The organism is Bordetella pertussis 18323 (assembly GCF_000306945.1).
Lineage (GTDB): Bacteria > Pseudomonadota > Gammaproteobacteria > Burkholderiales > Burkholderiaceae_B > Bordetella > Bordetella pertussis.
Genome location: NC_018518.1, coordinates 3,057,080 through 3,080,886, shown reverse-complemented (window position 1 = coordinate 3,080,886; position 23,807 = coordinate 3,057,080). Strand labels below are relative to the sequence as shown.

Below are 23,807 nucleotides of genomic sequence, written 5' to 3'. Positions count from 1 at the left end.
GCTAACTGTATAGTTGGATTCTGGTTAACTGTACAGAAATCTACCTGGCAGGCCTTCCGTGATCGATTTCCAACCCGTGCGCGGCCGCGCGCAGGCGCCTTCGCTGGTCGAGCAGGTCGTGCAGGCGTTCAGCAGCGCCATCGCCCGGCAAGTGTTGCGGCCCGGCATGCCCGTGCCGTCGGTGCGCGAGTTCGCGCGCCAGCACGGCATCAGCACCTTTACCGTGGCCAGCGCCTATAGCCGTCTGGCCGCGCAGGGCTGGCTGGTTGCCCGGCCCGGGTCGGGCTACCGGGCCGCCTCGCCGCAGGCGGCCGCGCCGCGCGCGGGCACCCCGGGGCAATGGTCGCCGCCGCGGCTCAACGACAGTTGGCTGCTGTCCGATATCTATGCCGACCACTCCATCCCGATCAAGTCGGGCTGCGGCTGGCTGCCGCCCGAATGGCTGCACGAGGAGGGCCTGCACCAGGCGCTGCGGCACCTGGGCCGGGTGCCGGCGCTGCGCATCGCCGGCTATGGGCATCCCTATGGCTACGCGCCGCTGCGCGAGACCATCGCCGCCGGCCTGGGCGCGGCCGGCATGCCGGCCGAGGCCGACCAGGTGCTGCTGACGCAAGGCGTCACGCACGGGCTGGACCTGGTCATGCGCACCCTGTTGCGCCCCGGCGATACGGTGCTGGTCGAGCAGCCCTGCTACGCCAATCTGCTGCAGTTGCTGCGGCTGGTGGGCATGCGCGTGGTCAGCGTGCCGCGCGGCGTCGACGGCATCGACTGCGAGGCGCTCGACGCCGCCGCGCTGGCGCACCGTCCGCGCGCCTTGTTCGTCAACACGGTGCTGCAGAACCCCAGCGGCGCCAGCCTGGGCATGGCCAACGCGTTCCGCGTGCTGCAGGCGGCCGAGCGCCACGGCCTGTGGATCGTGGAAGACGATATTTCGCGCGAGCTGATGCCCGCCATTGCCCCCTTGCTCGCGGCGCTGGACGGCGCGCAGCGCGTGGTCTACCTGAGCGGCTACTCCAAGGCCATCAGCCCGTCGGTGCGGGTCGGCTACATCGTGGCGCACCGCGACCTGGTGCGCGACCTGGCGCGCACCAAGATGGCCGCCGGGCTGACCTCGCCCGAGATCATGGAGCGCGTGGTGCACCAGGTCATCCGCGAGGGGCGCTACCGCGCCCATGTGCTGCGCACCCGCGAGCGCCTGGGACAGGCGCATGCGCAGGTCGTGCAGGCGATGGACGAGCATGGCCTGCAACTGTGCGCCCGTCCCCAGGCCGGCCTGTTCCTGTGGGCGCGGCCCGGCGGGGCCTGGCGCGAGCGCGGCGCCAATGCCTTGGCCGAGCTGGCGCTCAAGGACGGTATCTGGCTGGCGCCGGGATCCTATTTCGACGCGGCCGACGCGGACATCCCGTGGCTGCGCTTCAACGTGGCGTATTCGGACGCCGCGGCGCTGTGGCGGTTTCTGCGCGGCGCGGGGGCGAGCGCTCAGCCCGCCACGCGCTCGTATTCCACGAAGTCGTAGCGCAGGCCGTTCTCGGCCGGTTGCGCCGCGCGCTGCGTTTCGCGCCACTGCCCGGCCGGCAGCGGCGGGAAGAAAGCGTCGCCCTCGATCTCGGCATGCACCTCGGTGGCCACCACGCGCTGCGCCAGCGGCAGGGCCTGGGCGTAGATCTGCGCGCCGCCGATGACGCAGGCCACGGCGGCGTCGCCGCAGGCCTGGATGGCGGCGGCAAGCGAGCCCACCACCACGGCGCCGGCGGCGTCATAGGCCGGGTTGCGGGTGATCACGATATTGGTGCGCCCCGGCAGCGGGCGGCCCAGCGATTCCCAGGTGTTGCGGCCCATGATGATGGGATGGCCGAGGGTCGTGCGCTTGAAGTGCGCCAGGTCGCCGGGCAGCTTCCAGGGCAGGGCGTTGTCGCGTCCGATGACGCGGTTGGTCGAATAGGCGACGACCAGGCTGAGCAGGGGAGTGGCGGACATGGGCAAGGGCGTGAGGCGTCGTCGGGCCGCTCAGACCGCCATGGGGGCGGTCAGCGGCGCGTGGTGCTGGTAGCCGCTCAGCGTGAAATCGCCCGGCTCGACCTGCTCCAGCCATTGCGGCTCGTACTTGCCGGTCACGGCGAAATCGGGAATGCGGTCCGACAGCACCAGCTGCGGGGCCGGATAGGGCTCGCGCGCCAGTTGCTCGCGCAGCATCGGCAGGTGGTTTTCGTAGACGTGCGCATCGCCGATGAAATAGCTGAACCAGCGCGGCTTGTAGCCGGTCAGGCGGCCGACCAGGTGCAGCAGCGCCGCGCCCTCGGTCAGGTTGAAGGGCGTGCCCAGGCCGACGTCGTTGGAGCGGATGTACAGGCACAGCGAGATTTCGCGCGTGCCGGCGTTGGGCAGGAACTGGTAGAGCAGATGGCAGGGCGGCAGGGCCATTTCCTCGATCTGCGCCCAGTTCCAGCCATGGAACAGGATGCGGCGGTCGCCCGGCGATTGGCGGATGGTGTCCAGGCACTGGCGCAACTGGTCCACCGCCTTGTACAGCAGCACGTGCGGCGCGCCGTTTTCGTCGACCTCGGCCACTTGTCGGTAGCCGCGCGCCAGCGCGTCGGCCACCTGGCCGCCGGCGCTGCTCGGCAGCAGCTTGTAGGCCGGCCAATGGCGCCATTGGACGCCGTAGACCGGGCCGAGGTCGTCGGGACCCTCGCGGTACGGGTTGGCCAGCCATTGCTCGTTCTCGTTGGCGTTCTGGTCCCAGACCTTGCAACCCAGCGCGCGGAACTGCGCGGCGCTGCGCGTGGCGCGCAGGAAGCCCACCATTTCGCCGATGGCGGACTTGAACGCCAGCTTCTTGGTGGTGACGGCGGGAAACCCCTGCTGCAGGTCGAAGCGCAGCGCCGCGCCGGGCAGCGAGAGCGTGCGCACGCCGGTGCGGTTTTCCTGCCAGGCGCCCTGGTCGAGAATGGATTGGACGAGGTCTAGATATTGTTTCATCGTGGTGACGGCGGGCCGCGGGGTGTCTGCGCGGCCCGGTTTGCGGCTTGGGTTACGCGGCTTGGGTATCGACGATGTCCACCGAGAAGCTGAGCTCGGCGGTTTTTTCCAGCATGGCCGAGGCCGAGCAGTACTTCTCGTGCGACAGCTGCACGGCGCGTTCGACCGCGGCGCGCGGCAGTTTGCTGCCGGTGACGGTGAACGCGAAATGGATGCGCGTGAAAACCTTCGGATCGGCGTCGGCGCGTTCGGCCTGCAGCTTGACGCTGCAGCCGGTCACGGCGTGGCGGCCGCGCTTGAGGATCAGCACCACGTCATAGGCGGTGCAGCCGCCGGTGCCGGCCAGCAGCATTTCCATCGGGCGCGGCGCCAGGTCATGGCCGCCGCCATCGACCGCGCCGTCCATCACGGCCACGTGGCCGCTGCCCGTGCTGGCCGTGAACAGCATGCCCGCAGGGCCGCCCCAATCGATCGTGCATTCCATCTGCATAGTCCTGTAGCGGTGGGCGCGGCCTTGCGCGCCATCAAAAAGCGATCATACCCGTTGCGTACAATGGTTGGCGGAGAACCCCGCCCGCCGACAGGGCGGCGCGACTTTCCAGGGAGTATCCATATGTCCACCTCCAGTTCCGCTTCCGCGCTCGGCCGCCGCGCCGGCCCGCTCGATGGCCTGATCGGCGAAATCGACCGCGCCTTGCGCGTGCTTTCGGGCGCCGCCACCGCCGCCCGGCCGTATCCCGCCCAGGCGCCCGAGGCGCCGGATGCGTTGTCCGAGCGCGAGAAGCGCCATGCCGCCGGCCTGATGCGCGTCAACCACGTGGGCGAGGTGTGCGCGCAGGCGCTGTATCGCGGCCAGGCGGCCGCCTGCCGCGAGCCGGCCGCGCGCGCGCTGCTGCGCGAGGCCGCGGCCGAGGAAGTGGACCACCTTGCGTGGTGCCACGAGCGCCTGCGGGAACTGGGCAGCCGCCCCAGCCTGCTCAACCCGTTCTGGTACACCGGCTCGTTCGCGCTCGGCGTGCTGGCCAGCTATGCCGGCGTGCCGCGCAACCTGGGCTTCATGGCCGAGACCGAGCGCCAGGTCGAGGCGCACCTGGACGGGCACCTGCGCACCTTGCCGGTGCAGGACCAGCGCTCGCGCGACATCGTCCAGAAAATGAAGGAAGACGAAGCGCAGCACCGCGCCAGCGCCGAGCGCGCCGGCGGCGTGCCGCTGCCCGCGCCGGTGCGCGGCGCGATGCGGGCGATGTCCAAGGTCATGACGTCCACCGCCTATTGGCTTTGAAATGGGGACAATCTGCCCATTTATGGTGCATTGCGGCAAAAAGCGTCGGCCAGGCCTGGGGCGGCGCGCCCCTGCCGCTTCTAAATGCTTGAAATCTCTAGGGTAATCCCGCAAGGGTTTTCCCTTTCGGCATTAACCCGCTTCACGCTGCAGCCCAATATCGACGCGGGTTTCGCCGTGAGCCGCCCAGGCGGTGCGGCAAAAATCCAACGACCGGGCGCCGGATCCGGGCAATGCAAAAAATTTCTTGCATCGCACAAAAGAATCCTCTACTATTTGCACATCGGATGTTGAAACGCAGACGGTGCGGTGCCAGAACCGCCGGCCCAAGGCCAGCAAGCATGGATACCCCGACTGCCGCGATTTCCGGGCCGCAAGGCCTGACGCAATCCCGACATGCCACGGTTGTCTCCTCCACCCTCCTCCTTTGGTGGATTTAGCCCGAGATCGCAAGATCTCGGGCTTTTTTTTTCGCCGCGACGCGCGGCGCGCAGGGGGCAGGCCGGGCGTTCACCCGGCTTATTGGTGTTTTCCCTGAACTTTCCCCGCTGCACCAGGGCGGAAAGTTCTACAATCGCCTGGACGGTTCAAGACCGGGAAGCCGGGCGGGCCGAGACGTTACTTTCTGTACTGGCGACTTGCACTTCATTATTGCTGCCATATATGGGCGTTACACCTGCGGCCGATAATGGCGGACTCGTCTCCATAGACCAACCTAAGGTGACTCTGTGACCTGGCTGTACATATGCGTGGTCGCATTCATGGTGGGGGGACTCATCGTGGCGTCGGAGCGCTGGCATGGCGCGTTTACCGGCGATAGCGACCTCAACAAGCCGCAGGCTTCGCACACGCGGGCAACGCCGCGCGTGGGCGGGCTGGCGGTCCTGGCCGGCTCGCTGGCCGGCCTGCTGGTGCTCGGCCCCAGCAACATGACGCTGACCTGGCTGTGGCCGGCGCTGTTCGTGGCGGCGCTGCCCGTGTTCGTGGCCGGCCTGCTCGAAGACATTACCAAGGACATCGGCGCCAGCAAGCGCCTGCTCGCCGCGTTCGCCTCGGCGGCGATCGCCTGGTGGCTGCTGGGCGGGGTGAGCCGCGTGGGCATCGCGCCGGTCGACTGGGTGCTGTCGTTCTGGCCGGTGTCGCTGATCTTCACCATGTTCGCGGTGGGCGGCTGTACGCACGCGCTGAACATCGTCGACGGCATGAACGGGCTGGCCGGCATGATCGCCACCCTGATGGCGGTGTCGATCAGCCTGGTGGCGCTGCAGGTCGGCGACATGCCCATTTTCATGATCGCCGCGGCGCTGGCCTCGGCCACGCTGGGGTTCCTGGTCTGGAACTTCCCGTTCGGACGGGTGTTCCTGGGCGATGGCGGTGCGTACTTCCTCGGCTTCATGCTGGCGGAGCTGGCCGTGCTGCTGGTGGTGCGCAATCCGTCGGTGTCGCCGTTCTACGCGCTGGCGGTGCTGTTCTATCCGGTGTTCGAAACGGGCTTTTCGATCTGGCGGCGCCGCTTCAAGCGCGGCGTGCCGGTCGACCAGCCGGATGCCCTGCACCTGCACCAGCTGGTGTTCCGCCGCCTGGTGCGCGTGACGTTCAGCCGCGGCCGCCGCCATGCGGTGCCGGCATTGTGCAATGCCCTGGCCTCGCCCTACATGTGGGTGCTGGCGCTCATCGGCCTGGTGCCCGCCACCATCTGGTGGGACAACGCCTGGTTCCTGTGCGCCAGCCTGGTCGTGTTTGCCGCGGTCTACACGTGGCTGTACATGCGGCTGGTGTCCTGGCGCCGCCCCGGCTGGCTGCTGCTGCCGTCCGTCATTCGAACGCACTGATCCATCGTGGCCCCCGCGCCCGCGCGCGGGGTGCTACAACGCTACAAACACGTTCAAACTACATACAATTCCGTAGCCGTCACACGGTTGATAGGGAGATTTATCTTGCGCATTGATGATGTGAAACTGGCCGTTGTCGGCCTCGGATACGTGGGGCTGCCGCTGGCCGTGGAGTTCGGCAAGAAACGCCCGGTGATCGGCTTCGATATCAACGAGCGCCGCATCGCCGCGCTCAAGGCCGGCCACGATCACACCCTGGAAGTCGAGGACGACGAACTGGCCCGGGCCGCGCAGCTCAGCTACACCGCCGAGCGCGAGGAACTGGGCAAGGCCAATGTGTTCATCGTCACCGTGCCCACGCCGATCGACGAGTACAAGCAGCCCGACCTCACGCCGCTGGTCAAGGCCAGCGAGACCATCGGCGCGGTGCTCAAGCGCGGCGACATCGTGATCTACGAATCGACCGTGTACCCGGGCGCCACCGAGGAAGACTGCGTGCCGGTGCTCGAGCGCGTGTCGGGCCTGAAGTTCAACCAGGACTTCTACGCCGGCTACAGCCCCGAGCGCATCAACCCGGGCGACAAGGCGCACCGCGTCAACACCATCAAGAAGGTGACCTCGGGCTCGACGCCGGAAGTCGCCGAGCTGGTCGACCAGCTGTACAACGAGATCATCACGGCCGGCACCCACAAGGCCTCGAGCATCCGCGTGGCCGAGGCCGCCAAGGTGATCGAGAACACGCAGCGCGACGTCAACATCGCGCTGATCAACGAGCTGGCGCTGATCTTCAACAAGATGGGCATCGACACCGAGGCCGTGCTGCAGGCCGCCGGCACCAAGTGGAACTTCCTGCCGTTCCGTCCGGGCCTGGTGGGCGGGCACTGCATCGGCGTGGATCCGTACTACCTGACGCACAAGGCGCAGGCCATCGGCTACCACCCTGAGATCATCCTGGCGGGCCGCCGCCTGAACGACTCGATGGGCGGCTACGTGGTCTCGCAGCTGGTCAAGGCCATGGCCAAGCGCCGCATCCACGTCGAGGGCGCGCGCGTGCTGCTGATGGGCCTGACGTTCAAGGAAAACTGCCCCGACCTGCGCAACACGCGCGTGGTGGACATCGTGCGCGAGCTGGGCGAGTACCACGTCGACGTGGACGTGTACGACCCGTGGGTGGACCCGGCCGAGGCCGAGCACGAGTACGGCATCACGCCGGTCGCCAAGCCGGCCGCCGGGGCGTACGACGCGATCATCCTGGCGGTGTCGCACCACCAGTTCGTCGAGATGGGCGCCGAGGCGATCCGCAAGTTCGGCAAGGCCGAGCACATCCTGTACGACCTGAAGTACGTGCTGGCCCCCGAGCAGGCCGACCTGAGGCTGTAAGAAGGAACTCCATGACGAATCGCTTTGAGACCACGTGCGCGCAGTTGCGGGCCCAACCCCAGAAATGGCTGGTGACCGGCTGCGCCGGCTTCATCGGCTCGAACCTGCTCGAGACGTTGCTCGGGCTGGACCAGGCGGTGGTGGGGCTGGACAACTTCGCCACGGGACACCAGCACAACCTGGACGAGGTGCGCGCGGCGGTGACGCCCGAGCAATGGGCGCGCTTCACCTTCATCGAAGGCGACATCCGCGACCTGGCGGCCTGCCAGCGCGCCGTGCAGGGCGTGGACCGGGTGCTGCACCAGGCCGCGCTGGGTTCGGTGCCGCGTTCGCTGAAAGACCCGATCACGACCAACGAGGTCAACATCGGCGGTTTCCTGAACATGCTGGTGGCCGCGCGCGATGCGCAGGTCCAGGCGTTCGTCTATGCGGCCTCGAGCTCGACCTACGGCGACCATCCCGACCTGCCCAAGGTGGAGGAGCGCATCGGCAATCCGCTCTCGCCGTACGCGGTGACCAAGTACGTCAACGAGCTGTACGCCGACGTGTTCGCGCGCTCGTACGGGTTTTCCAGCGTGGGGCTGCGCTACTTCAACGTGTTCGGCAAGCGCCAGGACCCGGACGGCGCGTACGCGGCGGTGATTCCGAAGTGGACGGCGGCGATGATCAAGGGCGAGGACGTCGTGATCAACGGCGACGGCCAGACCAGCCGCGACTTCTGCTTCGTGGAGAACGCGGTGCAGGCCAACCTGCTGGCGGCGATGGCCGCACCGGAAGGCGCGAACCAGGTCTACAACGTGGCGTACAACGCGCGCACGACGCTGACCGAGCTGTTCGAGCACCTGCGGCGCACGCTGGCCGGGCAGGGCGTGTCGTACGAGAAGGCGCCGGTGTACGCGGAATTCCGCGCCGGCGACGTGCGCCACTCGCAGGCCGACATCGGCAAGGCCGGCAAGCTGCTGGGCTACGAGCCGGCCTACGACATCCTGCGCGGGCTGGAAGCCGCCATGCCCTGGTACACGCAATTCCTGCGTTGATTTGAAAGCCATCCGCCGCAAACTCGACGCGATCCATCCGGACCACCAACGCATTTTCAAGGGTGCGTTCCGGGTGGCCGTCTTCCTGATACTGGGCAAGGCCGCCGGCGCCATCAAGGAGATGGCGGTGGCGTACCGCTATGGCGTCAGCGACGCCGTCGACGCCTACCAGTTCACCATGACCATGGCCACCTGGCTGCCGGTCACCATCGTGGGCGCGCTGTCTGTCGTGCTGATCCCCGTGCTGGTGCGGCTGCGCCGCGCGGGCGGACACGAGCGCGACCGGTTCGTGCGCGAACTGCAGGGTTGGTCGCTGGCCGCGGGCCTGACCCTGGCGCTGCTGACCTGGATGGCCTGGCCCCATGTGCTCGACTGGCTGGGCGGCGGGCTGTCGGGCACCGTCGACGGCATGACGCACGAGCTGCTGCTGGCCTTCGCGCCGGTGGCCGCCTTGCTGCTGATGGCCGGCATCAGCGCGGCGCGCCTGCGCTCGCACGAGCGCCACGTCAATACCCTGCTCGACAGCGTGCCGGCCGTGACGACGCTGGCCTGGGTCATGCTGGCGGCCTCGGCCGACAGCGTGGGCCCGCTGCTGTGGGGCACCCTGGTGGGCTACGCGATCCAGGCCGCCTGGCTGGCCTGGCTGGCCGCGCGCGCCGACGGCGGATTCTGGGGCTGGCCGGCGTTCACGCTGCGTTCGCCGCACTGGCCGGAGCTGGCCGCCGCCGCCGGCGTCATGCTGGTCGGGCAGGTGGCCATGAGTTTCGTCGGTCCGCTCGACCAATACGCGGCGGCCAATCTGGGCTCCAACGCCAACGCCACGCTGGGCTACGCCAGCCGCCTGCTGTCGCTGGTGCTGGGCATCGGCGCGGTGTCGGTGGGGCGCGCCGCGCTGCCCGTGCTGGCCGATGTGCAAAGCCGCGGCGATGGCGCGCGCGCACGCGCCATGGCGCTCAAGTGGTCGGCGCTGATGGTCGGCGCCGGCGCGGCCGCCGTGGTGGTGGGCTGGCTGCTGGCGCCCTGGGGCGTGGCGCTGCTGTTCGAGCGCGGCGCCTTCACCGCCGAAAATACCCAGGCCGTGGCGCAGGTGCTGCGCTGGGGCCTGCTGCAGCTGCCGTTCTATTTCGGCGTGCTGATCCTGGTGCAGTTGCTGGCCAGCCAGAACCGCTACCGCATCATGGCGCTCATCGCCGTGGCGAACTTCCTGCTCAAGGCGGTGCTCAATACGGTGCTGGCGCCGCGCATGGGCACCGCGGGGATCATGCTCGCCACCAGCCTGATGTATCTGCTGTCGTTCGCCTGCTATACGGTCGTGGCCCTGCGGCCGGCGCCAGGCGCGGACGGCGGCGACGACGACAGGGAGAAACGCTGAATGTCCGGGCCCGCCGAACGTCCCTTGCGCGTACTGATCTTCATCCACTCTCTGCACGGCGGCGGCGCCGAGCGCGTGGCCGCCGATCTCAGCGCCCACTGGGCGCGCGATGGCCGCGCGGTCATGCTGGTGACGCAGACCGATGCGTCGGGCGACGTCTACCCGCTGCATCCGCAGGTCCTGCGGCGTACGCTGGATACGGCGGGCGAGGGCGGCGGCTGGCGCGGGGTGCTGGCCAACCTGCGGCGGATCCGCGCCCTGCGCGCGCTGATCAAGGATTTCCAGCCCGATATCGTGCTGGGCATGATGACGACGGCCTCGGTGCTGGCGGTGCTGGCCGCGCGCGGCCTGGGTTGCCGTGTCGTGGCCACCGAACATACCCATCCGCCGTCGCAGGCGCTCTCGGGCATGTGGCTGCGCCTGCGGCGCTGGACCTATCCGCGCGCCGCGCGCGTGGTGGCGCTGACGCGCGGCACCGCCGACTGGCTGCGCACGCATGTGCCGGGTTCGCGGCTGGCGGTGATCCCCAATCCGGTGCACTGGCCCTTGCCGCGCACCGAACCCGTGCTCGTGCCGCCCGCCGACGGCCGGCCGCGCCTGCTGGCGGTCGGCCGCCTGCATCCGGACAAGGGCTTCGACGTGCTCATCGACGCCTATGCGCGCATCGCGCCGCGATACCCCGATTGGGACCTGGTGATCCTGGGCGAGGGCGAGGAGTGCGCCGCGCTGCAGCGCCGGGTCGACGAGGCCGGCCTGGCGCAGCGGGTGGCGCTGCCCGGGCGGGCCGGCAACGTGGGCGACTGGTACGCCTGCGCCGCCCTGTACGTGCTGACCTCGCGTTTCGAGGGATTGTCCAATACATTGCTGGAATCGATGGCCAGCGGCCTGATGCCGGTCAGCTTCGACTGCGACACCGGGCCGCGCGAGATCGTGCGCCCCGGCGTGGACGGCGTGCTGGTGCGGCCGGCGGGCGACGCCGGGGCCATGGCCCAAGCGCTGGCCGCCGCCATCGACGACGAGCCGGGCCGGCGCGCCATGGCCGCCCGCGCCATCGACGTGCGCGAACGCTTCTCGGCGCGCCATGTGCTGGACCTGTGGCAACAACTATTCGATGATGCGCTGAGTCAGGCGAAGTAGCCGCCGCTCCCGTCGTCGTCACGATCATCGTGGGAAACTGAACATCATGTGCGGAATTGTCGGAATCTGGGGTCCCTTGCGGGACAAGGCCAATGTGCTGGCCGAAAGCTGCCGGCGCATCCGCCACCGCGGCCCCGACAGCAATGGCTATTGGGAAGACGCCGAGGCCGACCTGGCGCTGGCGCATGTGCGCCTGGCCATCCTGGACCTGACCGAGGCCGGCCACCAGCCCATGGTGTCGGCCTGCGGCCGCTACGTCATCGTTCTCAATGGCGAGATCTACAACCACATGGAGCTGCGCGAGCGCCTGCAGCAGGACGGGCTGGCGCCGGCCTGGCGCGGCCACTCCGATACCGAGACGGTGCTGGCCTGCTTCGCCGACTGGGGCATCGAGCAGACCCTGCAGGCCGCGGTGGGCATGTTCGCCATCGTGCTCTGGGACCGCGCCGAGCGCAAGCTGGCGTTGATGCGCGACCGCATGGGCGAGAAACCGCTTTACTACGGCTATTCGCAGGCCAACCTGCTGTTCGGCTCGGAACTCAAGGCGTTCATGCCGGTGCCCGGCTTCGGCCGCGAGCTCGATCGCAATGCCCTAGCCTCGTTCATGCGCCACAACTACATTCCCGCGCCGCAGTCGATCTACGCCGGCATCCGCAAGCTGCCGCCGGGCGCCTGGGTCGAGATCGACGCGGCGCAGATGCGCCGTGGCGAGTTGCCCGAACCCCAGGTGTACTGGTCGGCGCGCCGCGCGGCCGACCAGGGCCTGGGCGACCGGCGCCGCTTCGAGTCCGACGCGCAGGCGATCGACGCGCTGGAGCAGGTGGTGTCGCAGGCAGTGCGCGGCCAGATGCTGTCGGACGTCAGCCTGGGCGCGTTTCTTTCCGGCGGCATCGACTCGTCCACCGTCGTGGCCCTGATGCAGGCGCAAAGCGCGCAGCCGGTGCGCACCTTCGCCATCGGCTTTCACGAGAAGGGCTATAACGAGGCCGAGCACGCCAAGGCGGTGGCGGCGCACCTGGGCACCGAGCATACCGAGCTCTACGTCACCGCCGAGGACGGCCTGGCCGTGGTGCCGTCCCTGGCAGACATGTACGACGAGCCCTTCGCCGACTCGTCGCAGATCCCGACCTCGCTGGTCACGCGCATGGCGCGCCAGCACGTGACGGTGGCCTTGTCGGGCGATGGCGGCGACGAGCTGTTCGGCGGGTATTCGCGCTATTTCCGCGTCGACAACTGGTGGCGCAAATGCGCCGCCATGCCCGGGCCGCTGCGCCATCTGGCGGGCGCGGCGCTGCGCGGCTCGGCCGCGCTGCCGGGCGCCGGCGCCTGGCGCGGCAAGGTCGGCAAGCTGGGCGAGCTGCTCGGCGCCGACACGCGCGGCGAGTTCTATCGTCTGTTCGTCTCCTACTGGGCCGATCCGGGCCGCGTGGTGATCGGCGGCACGGAGCCGCTGTCGCCGTTCGAGCAGCCGATGGAGGGCTCCACCTTCGACGCCATGATGAAGCTGGACACGGTCACCTACCTGCCCGACGACATCCTGGTCAAGGTCGACCGCGCGGCGATGGCCGTCAGCCTGGAGACGCGCGTGCCGCTGATCGACCATCGCGTCTACGAATTCGCCTGGCAACTGCCGTTCGAATACAAGGTGCGCGGCGGCACCGGCAAGTGGCTGCTGCGCCAGCTGCTGTACCGCCACGTGCCGCAGGCCATGGTGGACCGGCCCAAGCGCGGCTTCGCCGTGCCGCTGGCCGCCTGGCTGCGCGGGCCGCTGCGCGACTGGGCCGAGGCCTTGCTGGATCCGGCGCGCCTGCGCCAGGAAGGCTGGTTCGAGCCCGAGCCCATCCTGCGCAAATGGCGCGAACACCTGTCGGGGCACCGCAACTGGGACAGCCATCTGTGGGGCGTGCTGATGATGCAGGCCTGGCTGGACCGCTATCGCGCCGGAGCCGGCGATGAGGCCGGCCGCCGATGAAGATATTGTTGCTGGTCAGTTCCATGCACGCCGGCGGCGCCGAACGGGTCGCCGCCACGCTTGCCAATGGCTGGGCCGCGCGTGGCGACCAGATCACGCTGATGCCCACCTACTCGTCCAAGGGCACTTGTTTTTATCCGCTGTCCGACGATGTCGAACTGCTGTGGCTGGCCGATCGGGCCGGCACCCGCTCGGGCGGCGTCGTGGCGGCATGGCAGCGCCTGCGGGCGTTGCGCGCCGTGGTGCGAGAGCGCGCGCCCGACGTGGTGGTGTCCTTCCTGACCAACGTCAACGTGGCGGCCATCCTGGCCACCCGGGGCCTGAAGACGCCGCTGATCGTGTGCGAGCGCACCAACCCGGTCGTCGATACCAGCATCGGCCGCATATGGCGCGTGCTGCGCCGCGTCCTGTATCCCCTGGCCGACATGGTCACGGTGCAGGCCGACGCGACGGTCGAACCGTTCGCGCGCCAGGTGCCCGGCCTCAAGCAGTTGTGCGTGATTCCCAATCCGCTGCCGCCCGAGCTGTTCGACGCCACGCCGGCCGCCGGCAGCGGCGCCGCGCCGGCCGCGCGCAAGCGGCTCATGGCGATGGGGCGCATGGTGCCGGACAAGCGGTTCGATCTGTTGATCGACGCCTACGCCGGCCTGGCCGACGAATTCCCCGACTGGGACTTGTGGATCTGGGGCGAGGGCCCGCGCCGCGACGACCTGCAGGCGCAGGTCGCGGCGCGCGGGCTGGCCACCCGCATCCATATGCCCGGCCGCACCGCCGCGCCCTGGGACGAGCTGGCCAAGGCCGACGCATTCGTGCTCAGCTCGGCGGTGGAGGGGTTTCCCAACGTGCTGCTGGAAGCCATGTCGCTGGGCTTGCCTTGCGCCGCCTTCGACTGCCCCAGCGGCCCGGCCGAAATGACGCGCGGCGGACGCGACGCCCTGCTGGTGCCGGCAGGCCAGCGCGACGCGCTGCGCGATGCGCTGGGCCGCCTCATGCGCGACCCGGAGCTGCGCCGCGACCTGGGCCGGCGGGCGGCGCAGTCGGTGCGCCAGCGCTATGCGCTGCCGGCGGTGCTGGCGCAATGGGATGCGCTGTTCGAGCGCGTGCGGGGCGGCGCATGACGCGGATCCTGCGCGTCATGCACGTGATCACCGGCCTGGGCCAGGGCGGCGCCGAATCCGTCCTGTTCCGGCTCGCCACCTGGCCGGACCAGCGGGTGCGCCACAGTGTGATCTCGCTGACCGACGAAGGGGTCTATGGCACGCGCCTGCGCGCCGCCGGGGTGCCGGTGCATGCGCTGGGCATGCCGCGCGGCCGCGTCACGCTGGGCGGCCTGCTGGCCCTGCGCGCGCTGCTGCGGCGCGAACGTCCCGACGCCGTGCAGACCTGGATGTACCACGCCGACCTGATCGGCGGCGTGGCCGCGCGGCTGGCCGGCATCCGCGCGGTCGCATGGGGGATCCGCAATTCCGGCGAACATCTCGATCGCAGCAGCCGTTCCGCGCGGCTGGTGCTCAAGCTGTGCGCGCGGCTGTCGGCGCGCCTGCCGGCGGCCATCGTGTGCGCGGCGCAGGATGCGGCTACGCGCCACCGGCAGCATGGCTACGACGGCGCGCGCATGGTGGTGATCCCCAATGGCTATGACCTGTCGCGCTACGCGCCCGATGCGCAAGCGCGCGAGCGCATGCGATCGCTGTGGGGCGTGGCCCCCGGGACGCCGCTGGTCGGCTGCGTGGCCCGCTGGGATCCGCTCAAGGACCACGCCAACCTGCTGGCCGCGTTGGGGGGACTGGTGCGCGAGGGGCGCGACCGCGGGCTGCAGTGCGCCCTGGTCGGCCGCGGCATGTCGCCGGGCAACGCAGGCCTGGCCGCGCTGATCGATGCCGAAGGCCTGCGCGGCCGCGTGCTGCTGGCCGGCCCCAGCGACGACGTGCCGGCGGTCATGAACGCGCTCGACCTGCATGTGCTGTCGAGTTGCGCCGAAGGCTTCCCGAATGTCGTGGCCGAGGCGATGGCCTGCGGCACGCCCTGCGTGGCCACCGATGTCGGTGACGCCGCCTACATCGTCGGCGATACCGGCGGCGTGGCGCCGGCCCAGCAGCCGGCCGCGCTGGCGGCGGCGATCGAGGCCGCGCTGGCCGGGATCGCCGCGCGTGGGCGCGACGCGGCCGGCGCCGCCGGCCGCCAGCGCGTCCTGGCCGAGTTCGACCTGCGCCGCATGGTCGAGTCGTACGAGGCCGTGTGGCGCCGCATTTCCGGAGAACGCGCATGACATCGCCGCGCCGCCTGCTGTTCGTCGTCAACAACCCGGCCTTCTTCCTGTCGCACCGGCTGCCGCTGGCCGAGGCCGCGCGCGCCGACGGCTACGAGGTGCACGTGGCGACCATGGACGGCCCCAGCGTGCCGGATATCGTGGCGCGCGGCTTTGCCCATCATGTCATTCCGATGACGCGCAGCGGCAAGCAGCCGCTGCAGGAGCTGCGCAGCGTGTGGGCGCTGGTGCGCCTGTTCCGGCGCCTGCGGCCCGGCCTGGTGCATCTGGTGACCATCAAGCCGGTGCTCTACGGCGGCATCGCCGCCCGGCTGGCGGGCGTGCCCGCCATGGTGGCGGCCATCTCCGGGCTGGGTTTCGTGTTCGTGGCAGGCGGCCTGAAGGCGCGCCTGCTGCGGGCCGCGGTCGGCCGTCTCTACCGGTTGGCGCTGGGTCATCGCAACAGCCGCATCGTGTTCCAGAACACCGCCGATCGCGATGTGCTGGCGCGCCTGGGCGCCGTGCGCGCGGAGCAGGTGGTCATGATCCGCGGTTCGGGCGTCGACCTGGGCCAATACCGCGTCGTGCCGGAGCCTGCGGCGCCGGTGACGGCGCTGATGGCCGCGCGCCTGCTGCGCGACAAGGGCGTGCGGGAATTCGTCGAGGCCGCGCGCCTGCTGCGCCAGCGCGGGCTGTCCGTGCGCATGCAGCTGGCCGGCGGCGTGGATCCCGGCAACCCGGCGTCCATCACGCCGGAGCAGGCCGCGCAATGGCAGGACGAAGGCTGCGTCGAGGTGCTGGGCGAGCGCAAGGATATCGCGGCCCTGTACGGCGCGGCGCACATGGCGGTGCTGCCGTCCTACCGCGAAGGCCTGCCCAAGTCCCTGCTGGAGGCCGCCGCCTGCGGGCGCGCCGTGGTCACCACCGACGTGCCGGGCTGCCGCGATGCGATCGACCCCGATGTCACCGGCCTGCTGGTGCCGCCGCGCGACGCGCCGGCCTTGGCCGACGCGATCGCCCGGCTGGCCGAGGACGCGTCCTTGCGCCAGCGCATGGGCGCGGCCGGCCGCGCGCTGGCCGAGCGCGAGTTCGGCATCGAGGATGTATGCCGCCGCCACCTGGCCATCTATCGCGCGCTGGCGCGCTGAACCGTTCCTAGGGCTGCTTGCGCAGCGCGTCGATCCAGTAGCGGGTCGAGGGGTCCTGCTGGTTCACCTCGCTCGACGGGTTCTCCAGCTCGCGGATGATATTGCGCGCCAACGCCTTGCCGTATTCCACGCCCCACTGGTCGAACGGGTTGATCCCCCACAGCACGCCCTGCGCGAACACCTTGTGTTCGTACATGGCCAGCAGCGCGCCCAGCGCGTGGGCCGACAGGCGCGGCAGCATGATCAGCGTGGACGGGCGTCCGCCCGGATGCACGCGGTGGTGCGCCAGGATCTCGGCCTGCTGCGGGTCGGACTCGACCAGCCGCGCTTCCTTGAGCGCTTCGTCGAACGGCTTGCCGCGCAGCAGCGCCGCGCGTTGCGCCAGGCAGTTGGCGATCAGCAGCTTGTGGAAGTGGTCGTAGGGATGGTCGGCCTGCTCGCAGACGATGAAATCCACCGGCGCGCCGGCCGTGTCCTGGTGCAGCCACTGGAAGAAGGTGTGCTGGCAGTCGGTGCCCGTCATGCCCCAGACCACGGGGCCGGTGGGAACGCCGGCCGGCGAGCCGTCATGGCCGGCGACCTTGCCCAGCGACTCCATCTCCAGCTGTTGCGCCCATGGCACCAGGTGCGTCAGGCGCGAATCGTAGGGCGTGATCGCCAGCGAGCCGTAGCCCAGCACGCTGCGGTTGGCCACGCCCGCCAGCGCCATCTGCAGCGGCGCGTTGCGGCGCATCGGCGTATGCAGGAAATGCTGGTCCATGGCGGCGGCGCCGGCCAGCAGTTCGTCCAGCGCATCGCAGCCCAGCGCCAGCGCCACCGGCAACCCGATGGCGGACCACAGCGAATAGCGGCCGCCCACCCAGTCCCAGAAACGGAAGATGTGCTGCGGCGAAATGCCGAAATCCAGCGCCGCGTCGACGTTGGCGGTGATCGCCACGACCTGCCGCACCGGGTCGGCCACGCCGGCGTTGCGCAACCAGTTCATGGCGACTTCGGCATTGGCGAGCGGCTCGGTCGTGGTGAACGACTTGGACGCCACGATGATCAGCGTATCGTGCGGGTCGAGATGATGCAGCGCGTCGGCGACCGCATGCGAATCGACGTTGGAGGCGAAGCGCACTTCGCGCTTGAGGCCGTTGTGGCGCAGCGCGCGCGTGACCATGCGCGGGCCCCAGTCGCTGCCGCCTATGCCCAGGTGCAGCACATGGCGGTAGGCGCCGCGCATGTCGGCGTCCTGCACGAAGCGGCGCAGCCTGTCGCGCTCGCCCAGGATGGCGCCGGCCACCGGCGTGGGCGGCCGGGCGGCGCGCAGCGCCGTGTGCCAGGCCGGGCGGTGTTCGGTCCAGTTGGCCGGGCCGCCGTCGAACAGCTGGGCGCGGGCGTTGTCGAAATCCTGCTGCGCCAGCAGGTCCTCGGCGGCGCTGTCGAGGTCGTCGGAGTGCGCCTGGGCGGTCAGGTCCACCCGCAGCCCCGCCGCTTCGATGACGCGCAACCGGGCGCCGCGGCGCGACGAGTGGCGCGCCGCGTCGGCGAACGCGAGCCAGGCGGAACTGGAGGGCAGCGGTGTAGGCATGAGTGGTCAGAAGGGCAGTTTGGCTTGCGGAGCCAGCCGCAGCAGCTGCTGGCGGAATTCCTGCTGGATGCGGGCCAGGCCCGGCTCGGTCTCCGCTTCGAAGCGCAGCACGACGACGGGGGTGGTATTGGAGGCGCGCGCCAGCCCGAAGCCGTCCGGGTATTCCGCGCGCACGCCGTCTATCGTAACCAGCCGGCTGGCGCTGGCGAACTCGCCCTGCTGCTGCAGGGCGGCGATCAGCGCATGCGGCTCGCCCTCGGCCATCTCCAGCTTGAGCTCGGGGGTCGACAGCGCCTGCGGCAGGGCCTCCAGCGGGCGCGACGCATCGGTTTCGCGGGAGACGATTTCCAGCAGGCGGGCGCCGGTGTACAGGCCGTCGTCGAAGCCGTACCAGCGCTCCTTGAAGAAGATATGGCCGCTCATCTCGCCGGCCAGCGGCGCGCCGGTCTCGGCCAGCTTGGCCTTCACCAGCGAATGGCCAGTCTGCCACATCAGCGGCACGCCGCCGCTTTGCTCGATGGCCACGCCCACGTGCTGGCTGCACTTGACGTCATAGATGATGGTCGCGCCGGGACAGCGGGCCAGCACGTCGCGGGCGAACAGGATCAGCTGGCGGTCGGGCCAGATGATCTGGCCGGACTTGGTCACCACGCCGAGGCGGTCGCCGTCGCCGTCGAAGGCCAGGCCCAGCTCGCAGTCGGTGCTGGTGACATGGGCGATCAGGTCCTGCAGGTTGCGCGGTTCGGCCGGGTCGGGATGGTGGTTGGGAAACGTGCCGTCGACCTCGCAATAGAGCTCGTCCACTTCGCAACCCAGCGCGCGGAACAGTTGCGGCGCCAGGGCGCCGGCCACGCCATTGCCGCAGTCGACGGCGATCTTCATGGGGCGCGCCAGCTTCACGTCGGACACGATGCGCTCGATATAGGCGGGGACGACATCGAGCTGGCGGCGTTCGCCCCAGGTGCCCGGCGCCGCAGCCGGCGCCAGCATGGCCGGGCGCAGCGCCTGCACGGCCGGGCCGTACAGGGCCTGGCCGCCCATCATCATCTTGAAGCCGTTGTACTGCGGCGGGTTGTGGCTGCCGGTGACCGCCACGCCCGAGCCCGTGCCCTGGATGTGCGCCGCGAAATAGACCAGCGGCGTGGGCACCTGGCCGATGTCCAGGGTGTCCACGCCGCCTTCCATGATGCCTTCCTGCAGCGCGCCGGCCAGGTCGGGGCTGCTCAGGCGGCCGTCGCGGCCGACCACCAGGGCGCCGATGCCCTGCGCGCGGGCGCTGGCGGCCAGGGCGCGGCCCAGCGCCCGGGCGAATACCGGGTCGAGCTGGTCGGGAACCGAGCCACGGATGTCGTACGCCTTGTAGACCGATGCGGGAAAGGGGTGCGCCACGGAAATCCTTGTCCAATGCTGAAGCGGCGGGCGCAAGTCCGCCGCGGGTTGTGTCCGCCGGCCGCCGGCCGGCCATGACCGGAATTATCCCCGATTTCGGCCCCGTCCCCCGCGCCGCGCCCGATTTCGGTGCGTCCGGCCCCGGCGCGGTGCCGGCCAGGCCCTCGGCGAGGGCGCGCATGGCCGGCGCGGCGTAGGAATAAGCGCGGCACGAAAATTGCATAAGCCAGAAGGTGATACGCTTATCGTTATTGACGGACTTGAACGGGAGGTGGCCGATGAGCGCCGATATTTCGTTCGTCTCGACACGCCGGCGCATGGCGCCGGGCCGGGTCGACCTGACTGCCGGCGGCGAACGCCGGCTGGATATCCCCGTGCACGCGGGCATCGACGGCAGCGTCGAGGCCGGCCGTGCCTGGGAGCGCTGTGTCTGGCGCGCCGCGCGGGTGCTGATCGCCGAATGCCCGGCGCCGCGCCTGTCCGCCCGCCTGGAGGCAACCCTGCGCGGCGTGGCGGTGCGCATCGCCCGCGATCGCGGCTGGCGCGGCATCGGCACGGTCGTGTTCTCGCTGGACGTGGGCACGGGCATGTTCCGCATGATCGAGGCGCGCCTGTGCGGCCTGCAGCAAGGCGGACCGGCGGCCGATGCCGCTTCCGGCGGCCACGCGCTCGAAGTGCGCATCAGCGCCTGCGCCGACAGCGGGCGGCGCGGCGCGCACCTGCTTACCTACGGCGCGACCCGGGGCGAGGCGCTGCGGCGCGCCTACCAGGCGCTGGCCAAGCTGCCCGGCCTGGCCCAGGCCGACCGCGCCTTCCTGATGGACCGCATCGCATCGCCCGCCTTCTGCTCGGGCCTGACCGGCTCGCAACTGGACCGCATTGCCAGCTGAGGGGCGCGCCGGCCGTTGCCGCCTCCCACTACAATAAGCCGATTCCGTATCGCGGGCCCGGCGGGGCCCGCCGCAGCGAGCGCGCCGAACCATGACCTTGCCAAGAGAATTGCAGGCCCTGCTGGGCCCGTCCCATGTGCTGACCGGCGACGACGCCGAACCGTTCCTGCAGGACTGGCGCCGGCGCTATCGTGGCCGCGCGCTGGCCGTGGCGCGGCCGGGCAGCGCCGAGGAAGTCGCGGCGGTGGTCAGGCTGTGCCAGGCGCATGGCGCCCCGCTGGTGCCGCAGGGCGGCAACACCGGCCTGTGCGGCGGCGCCACGCCGGACGACAGCGGCAGCGCCGTGGTGCTGTCCACCACGCGGCTGAACCGCGTGCGCGCCATCGATACCGACAACGACACGATCACGGTGGAAGCCGGTTGCGTGCTGCAGGCCGTGCAGCAGGCGGCCGAGCAGGCCGGCCGGTTGTTTCCGCTCAGCCTGGCCGCCGAGGGCAGCTGCACCATCGGCGGCAACCTGGCCACCAACGCGGGCGGCACGCAGGTGCTGCGCTACGGCAATGCGCGCGAACTGACGCTGGGCCTGGAAGTGGTGACCGCCGAAGGCGAGATCTGGAACGGCCTGCGCGGCCTGCGCAAGGACAACACCGGCTACGATTTGCGCGACCTGTACGTGGGCAGCGAAGGTACGCTGGGCATCATCACCGCCGCCACGCTCAAGCTGTTTCCCTTGCCGGTGGCAACCTGCACCGCCTTGCTGGCGCTGGACAGCATCGATGCGGCGGTCGAGGTGCTGTCGCGCGCGCGCGGCGGCTTTGGCGCTTCGCTTACCGGTTTCGAACTGATGGCGGCCGATTGCCTGCAGGCCGTCACCCGGCTGTTTCCGCAACAGCGCCTGCCGTTCGACGGCGCCAGCGCGGACTCGCCCTGGTTTGCCTTGCTGGAGCTGTCCGACAGCGAGAGCGAAGCGCATGCCCGCGCGCGCTTCGAGGCGGTGGTGGGCGCGGCCATCGAGGACGGGCTGGTCGCCGACGCGGCCATCGCCGAGAACCTGGCGCAAAGCCAGGCGCTCTGGCACCTGCGCGAGAGCATTCCCTTGGCCGAGGCCGAACTGGGCAAGTCGATCAAGCACGATGTGTCCATTCCCATCTCCGCCATCGCCGCCTTCGTGCACCAGACCAACGGCCTGCTGCAGGGGCGTTTTCCCGGGGTGCGCAATGTGATCTTCGGCCACCTGGGCGATGGCAATCTGCATTACAACGTGGCGCGCGGGCCGGGCCAGACCGAAGCCGACCTGCTGGGGCTGCAGTCGCAGGTGTACGACGTGGTGCACGACAGCGTGCAGGCGTTCGCGGGCTCGATCAGCGCCGAGCATGGCGTGGGGCAGCTCAAGCGCGATGAATTGCCGCGCTACAAGAGCGCCGTCGAGCTGGCCCTGATGAAGCGGCTCAAGGTGGCGCTCGATCCGCGCGGCCTGCTCAATCCCGGCAAGGTCCTGCAGGCCTGACGCGCCCCGCCGCCGCCATGACCGCCGCGCCCGCCAACCGGCATTTCCGCGTCCTGATCGTCGAGGACGATCTCACCATCGCGGCCAACCTGTACGACTACCTGCAGGTGCGCGGCTTCGTGCCGGACGCCGCCTACGATGGCCGCTCGGCGCTGGCCCTGCTGGACGAACACCCTTTCGACGCCATGGTGCTGGACGTCGGGCTGCCCGGCATGGATGGCCATGCCGTGCTGCACGCGCTGCGCGTCGAGCGGCGCGCCGCCTTGCCGGTGCTGATGCTCACCGCCCGCGACGGCCTGGACGACAAGCTGGCCGGCTTCGCGCATGGCGCCGACGATTACCTGACCAAGCCGTTCGCGCTGGCCGAGGTCGAGGCGCGCCTGCTGGCCCTGATCCAGCGCTCGCGCGGCGCCGTGGTTGATAGCCTGCGCAGCTTCGGCCCCCTGCAGTTCGACAGCGCCACGCGCGAGGTCGCGGTGCACGGCAAACCGGTGCACCTCACCCGCAAGTGCGGCATGATCGTCGAGGTGCTGCTGCGCGATCCCGGCCGGGTGGTCTCGCGCGAGCAGCTCGAAAACGCCCTGTGGGGCGACGACCCGCCGTCCTCGGACGCCTTGCGCAGCCAGGTGCATCTGCTGCGCCGCGCGCTGGCCGATGCCGGGTTCGACGGCATCGAAACCGTGCACGGAACGGGCTGGCGGCTGGCGCTGCCGGCGGGTGGCGCATGAGTGCACGGCCTGTTTCCGGCAATGGATCGGGATCGCTGACGCAGCGCGTCGTGTGGGCATTGACCGGCAGCGTGGCGCTGTTCGTCACCGCCCTGGTGCTGCTGTCGTACCTGACGTTCGACAAGATGGAAGACGATCTCGTCAACGACATCCTGTCCACCGAGACCGACCGCCTGATCCAGCACGTGGCCGCCGACGACCACTTCCGGCCCGACCGCGGGGCGCGCGAACTGGGCGGCGCGATGCGCGCCTGGCTGGTGCGCGCGGGCGCCGCGCAGTCCGACCTGCCGCCGCCGCTGCACGGCCTGGGCGTCGGCATGCATCTGCTCGAGCCCGGCGCCGAAACCTGGCACGTCATGGTGGCCGATGTGGAGGACGCGCGTATCTACGTGCTCTACGACGCCACCGACAACGAGGCCCGGGTCCATGATTTCGGCCTGTTCGTGCTGGGCGTGGGCGCCATCTGCATCGTGGCCGCCTATGGCATCTCGCGGCGGGTGGCCGGCGTGGCGGTCGGCCCGCTGGTCGAGCTGACCCGCCGCCTGGCCAACTGGGCGCCGGGCGCGCCCGACCTGGCCTTCACCCGCGACGACGAGGCGGGCCGCCTGATCGAGGCGTTCAACCGGGTCCAGAACCAGGTCGACCGTTCGATTGCGCGCGAGCGCGAGTTTTCGGTCAACGTCAGCCACGAGGTGCGCACGCCGCTGGCGGCGATCCGCTCCGACAGCGAGATGATGCTGCTGGCCGCCGGGCTGGACGAGGGCCAGCGCACCCGGCTGGTGCGCATCGTGGCCAACGTGGACAACGTGTCGACGGCGCTGGAGAGCGCCCGGGCCATGGCGCGCGACGAGCCGCGCGCGCCCGAGCGCGTCGATCTGGCCGCCTGCATGGACGACGCCTGGCGCGGGCTGGAGGTCAACGCCGAAGCGGCCGGCCTGGCGTTCGCCAACCGCATTCCGGCCGGCAGCGCGCACGTGCTGGACCGCTACGCCATGCTGACCGTGCTGCGCAACCTGGTGCGCAACGCCATCGAACACGCGGCCCCGGCCACGCTCACGGCGGCGCTGCGCCCCGATGGCGCCCTCGAATTGCGCGACGATGGCCGCGGCATCGCCGCCGAAGAGCTGCCGTTCGTGTTCCAGCGCTTCTACAGCGGGCGGTTGCGCGATAGCGCGGACAACGGTTCGAACGAATTGCCGCGCGGCCTGGGGCTGGCCATCGCCAAGCGCGTGTGCGACATGCAGGGTTGGCAGCTTTCGGTCGATTCCGAGCGCGACGGCCCGGCGCGCGGCACGCGGTTCGTGCTGCGCTTTACCTGATCCGGATTGCATTC

General features: G+C 70.2%; 20 protein-coding genes. 15 read left to right on the top strand and 5 right to left on the bottom strand.

Annotated features, from left to right (window positions below; genetic code table 11):
* Positions 1-58 precede the first annotated feature (58 nt).
* Positions 59-1,516 carry an aminotransferase-like domain-containing protein gene (locus BN118_RS14510; protein WP_010931330.1) on the top strand — a complete coding sequence of 486 codons (1,458 nt, stop codon included), beginning with the start codon at positions 59-61 and terminating at the stop codon, positions 1,514-1,516.
* Here the strand turns inward: BN118_RS14510 and BN118_RS14505 are convergent.
* From BN118_RS14505 to BN118_RS14495, 3 genes are read right to left on the bottom strand one after another with little or no spacing between them, the layout of a single operon-like run.
* Positions 1,480-1,977 (bottom strand): dihydrofolate reductase, encoded by a 498-nt coding sequence (locus BN118_RS14505; RefSeq protein ID WP_003816386.1) that lies wholly within the window; start codon positions 1,975-1,977, stop codon positions 1,480-1,482. The two genes, BN118_RS14510 and BN118_RS14505, sit on opposite strands and share 37 nt — an antisense overlap.
* Before the next feature lie 30 nt (positions 1,978-2,007).
* Complete coding sequence (locus tag BN118_RS14500; RefSeq protein WP_010931328.1) at positions 2,008-2,979, bottom strand: thymidylate synthase; 972 nt, start codon at positions 2,977-2,979, stop codon at positions 2,008-2,010.
* Positions 2,980-3,031: 52 nt separating this feature from the next.
* Positions 3,032-3,469: an OsmC family protein gene (locus BN118_RS14495; RefSeq protein WP_003808444.1), complete on the bottom strand. Its 438-nt coding sequence runs from the start codon at positions 3,467-3,469 to the stop codon at positions 3,032-3,034.
* Positions 3,470-3,592: 123 nt separating this feature from the next.
* Between BN118_RS14495 and coq7 the strand changes: the two genes are divergently transcribed.
* The 10 genes from coq7 to BN118_RS14445 all read left to right on the top strand — a co-directional run bounded on the left by coq7 (position 3,593) and on the right by BN118_RS14445 (position 16,387).
* Positions 3,593-4,261 (top strand): 2-polyprenyl-3-methyl-6-methoxy-1,4-benzoquinone monooxygenase, encoded by a 669-nt coding sequence (coq7, locus tag BN118_RS14490; RefSeq protein WP_010931327.1) that lies wholly within the window; start codon positions 3,593-3,595, stop codon positions 4,259-4,261.
* Positions 4,262-4,989: 728 nt separating this feature from the next.
* On the top strand, positions 4,990-6,093 hold the full coding sequence (locus tag BN118_RS14485) for an MraY family glycosyltransferase (protein ID WP_003808448.1): 1,104 nt from the start codon (positions 4,990-4,992) through the stop codon (positions 6,091-6,093).
* 105 nt (positions 6,094-6,198) lie between these two features.
* The gene (gene tviB, locus BN118_RS14480) at positions 6,199-7,473 is read left to right on the top strand and encodes a Vi polysaccharide biosynthesis UDP-N-acetylglucosamine C-6 dehydrogenase TviB (RefSeq protein WP_010931326.1); all 1,275 of its coding nucleotides are present in this window, start codon (positions 6,199-6,201) and stop codon (positions 7,471-7,473) included.
* 11 nt (positions 7,474-7,484) lie between these two features.
* Complete coding sequence (locus BN118_RS14475) at positions 7,485-8,510, top strand: SDR family oxidoreductase (RefSeq protein ID WP_010930472.1); 1,026 nt, start codon at positions 7,485-7,487, stop codon at positions 8,508-8,510.
* 1 nt (position 8,511) lies between these two features.
* The gene (gene murJ, locus BN118_RS14470; protein ID WP_010931325.1) at positions 8,512-9,882 is read left to right on the top strand and encodes a murein biosynthesis integral membrane protein MurJ; all 1,371 of its coding nucleotides are present in this window, start codon (positions 8,512-8,514) and stop codon (positions 9,880-9,882) included.
* Positions 9,883-11,019, top strand: a complete 1,137-nt coding sequence (locus BN118_RS14465) for a glycosyltransferase family 4 protein (RefSeq protein ID WP_010931324.1) — start codon at positions 9,883-9,885, stop codon at positions 11,017-11,019. It begins immediately after the preceding gene.
* 46 nt (positions 11,020-11,065) lie between these two features.
* A complete protein-coding gene (gene asnB / locus BN118_RS14460) occupies positions 11,066-12,991 on the top strand; it encodes an asparagine synthase (glutamine-hydrolyzing) (protein WP_014905971.1) in 1,926 nt (641 codons plus the stop codon).
* Positions 12,988-14,109 carry a glycosyltransferase family 4 protein gene (locus BN118_RS14455; RefSeq protein ID WP_010931322.1) on the top strand — a complete coding sequence of 374 codons (1,122 nt, stop codon included), beginning with the start codon at positions 12,988-12,990 and terminating at the stop codon, positions 14,107-14,109. Before asnB ends, BN118_RS14455 begins: the two co-directional genes overlap by 4 nt.
* Positions 14,106-15,260: a glycosyltransferase gene (locus tag BN118_RS14450; RefSeq protein WP_010931321.1), complete on the top strand. Its 1,155-nt coding sequence runs from the start codon at positions 14,106-14,108 to the stop codon at positions 15,258-15,260. Before BN118_RS14455 ends, BN118_RS14450 begins: the two co-directional genes overlap by 4 nt.
* Positions 15,257-16,387: a glycosyltransferase family 4 protein gene (locus BN118_RS14445; RefSeq protein ID WP_010931320.1), complete on the top strand. Its 1,131-nt coding sequence runs from the start codon at positions 15,257-15,259 to the stop codon at positions 16,385-16,387. Before BN118_RS14450 ends, BN118_RS14445 begins: the two co-directional genes overlap by 4 nt.
* Before the next feature lie 7 nt (positions 16,388-16,394).
* Here BN118_RS14445 and pgi read toward each other — a convergent pair whose 3' ends face one another.
* Together pgi and BN118_RS14435 are read right to left on the bottom strand one after the other, a co-directional pair.
* The gene (gene pgi, locus BN118_RS14440; protein WP_003808462.1) at positions 16,395-17,960 is read right to left on the bottom strand and encodes a glucose-6-phosphate isomerase; all 1,566 of its coding nucleotides are present in this window, start codon (positions 17,958-17,960) and stop codon (positions 16,395-16,397) included.
* A gap of 6 nt (positions 17,961-17,966) precedes the next feature.
* Entirely contained in the window at positions 17,967-19,349 is a 1,383-nt protein-coding gene (locus tag BN118_RS14435) for a phosphomannomutase/phosphoglucomutase (RefSeq protein ID WP_010931319.1), read from the bottom strand.
* Positions 19,350-19,627: 278 nt separating this feature from the next.
* Between BN118_RS14435 and BN118_RS14430 the strand changes: the two genes are divergently transcribed.
* The 4 genes from BN118_RS14430 (at position 19,628) to BN118_RS14415 (ending at position 23,793) form a co-directional block, all read left to right on the top strand.
* On the top strand, positions 19,628-20,239 hold the full coding sequence (locus tag BN118_RS14430) for a BPTD_3102 family carboxylase-like protein (RefSeq protein WP_003808465.1): 612 nt from the start codon (positions 19,628-19,630) through the stop codon (positions 20,237-20,239).
* Between the two features lie 91 nt (positions 20,240-20,330).
* A complete protein-coding gene (locus BN118_RS14425) occupies positions 20,331-21,746 on the top strand; it encodes an FAD-binding oxidoreductase (RefSeq protein WP_010931317.1) in 1,416 nt (471 codons plus the stop codon).
* Between the two features lie 17 nt (positions 21,747-21,763).
* Positions 21,764-22,474 (top strand): response regulator transcription factor, encoded by a 711-nt coding sequence (locus BN118_RS14420; RefSeq protein ID WP_003818936.1) that lies wholly within the window; start codon positions 21,764-21,766, stop codon positions 22,472-22,474.
* Positions 22,471-23,793 carry a sensor histidine kinase gene (locus tag BN118_RS14415; RefSeq protein ID WP_014905970.1) on the top strand — a complete coding sequence of 441 codons (1,323 nt, stop codon included), beginning with the start codon at positions 22,471-22,473 and terminating at the stop codon, positions 23,791-23,793. Before BN118_RS14420 ends, BN118_RS14415 begins: the two co-directional genes overlap by 4 nt.
* The last annotated feature ends 14 nt before the right edge of the window (positions 23,794-23,807 follow it).

What these genes read in the sequence shown, in the direction of transcription:
- BN118_RS14425 (WP_010931317.1), top strand. Translation starts at nt 20,331, where the DNA reads ATGACCTTGCCAAGAGAATTGCAGGCCCTGCTGGGCCCGTCCCATGTG.
- BN118_RS14420 (WP_003818936.1), top strand. Translation starts at nt 21,764, where the DNA reads ATGACCGCCGCGCCCGCCAACCGGCATTTCCGCGTCCTGATCGTCGAG.
- BN118_RS14465 (WP_010931324.1), top strand. Translation starts at nt 9,883, where the DNA reads ATGTCCGGGCCCGCCGAACGTCCCTTGCGCGTACTGATCTTCATCCAC.
- BN118_RS14505 (WP_003816386.1), bottom strand. Translation starts at nt 1,977, where the DNA reads ATGTCCGCCACTCCCCTGCTCAGCCTGGTCGTCGCCTATTCGACCAAC.
- BN118_RS14475 (WP_010930472.1), top strand. Translation starts at nt 7,485, where the DNA reads ATGACGAATCGCTTTGAGACCACGTGCGCGCAGTTGCGGGCCCAACCC.
- pgi (WP_003808462.1), bottom strand. Translation starts at nt 17,960, where the DNA reads ATGCCTACACCGCTGCCCTCCAGTTCCGCCTGGCTCGCGTTCGCCGAC.
- BN118_RS14450 (WP_010931321.1), top strand. Translation starts at nt 14,106, where the DNA reads ATGACGCGGATCCTGCGCGTCATGCACGTGATCACCGGCCTGGGCCAG.
- BN118_RS14495 (WP_003808444.1), bottom strand. Translation starts at nt 3,469, where the DNA reads ATGCAGATGGAATGCACGATCGATTGGGGCGGCCCTGCGGGCATGCTG.
- BN118_RS14430 (WP_003808465.1), top strand. Translation starts at nt 19,628, where the DNA reads ATGAGCGCCGATATTTCGTTCGTCTCGACACGCCGGCGCATGGCGCCG.
- BN118_RS14415 (WP_014905970.1), top strand. Translation starts at nt 22,471, where the DNA reads ATGAGTGCACGGCCTGTTTCCGGCAATGGATCGGGATCGCTGACGCAG.
- asnB (WP_014905971.1), top strand. Translation starts at nt 11,066, where the DNA reads ATGTGCGGAATTGTCGGAATCTGGGGTCCCTTGCGGGACAAGGCCAAT.
- coq7 (WP_010931327.1), top strand. Translation starts at nt 3,593, where the DNA reads ATGTCCACCTCCAGTTCCGCTTCCGCGCTCGGCCGCCGCGCCGGCCCG.
- BN118_RS14500 (WP_010931328.1), bottom strand. Translation starts at nt 2,979, where the DNA reads ATGAAACAATATCTAGACCTCGTCCAATCCATTCTCGACCAGGGCGCC.
- BN118_RS14445 (WP_010931320.1), top strand. Translation starts at nt 15,257, where the DNA reads ATGACATCGCCGCGCCGCCTGCTGTTCGTCGTCAACAACCCGGCCTTC.
- BN118_RS14455 (WP_010931322.1), top strand. Translation starts at nt 12,988, where the DNA reads ATGAAGATATTGTTGCTGGTCAGTTCCATGCACGCCGGCGGCGCCGAA.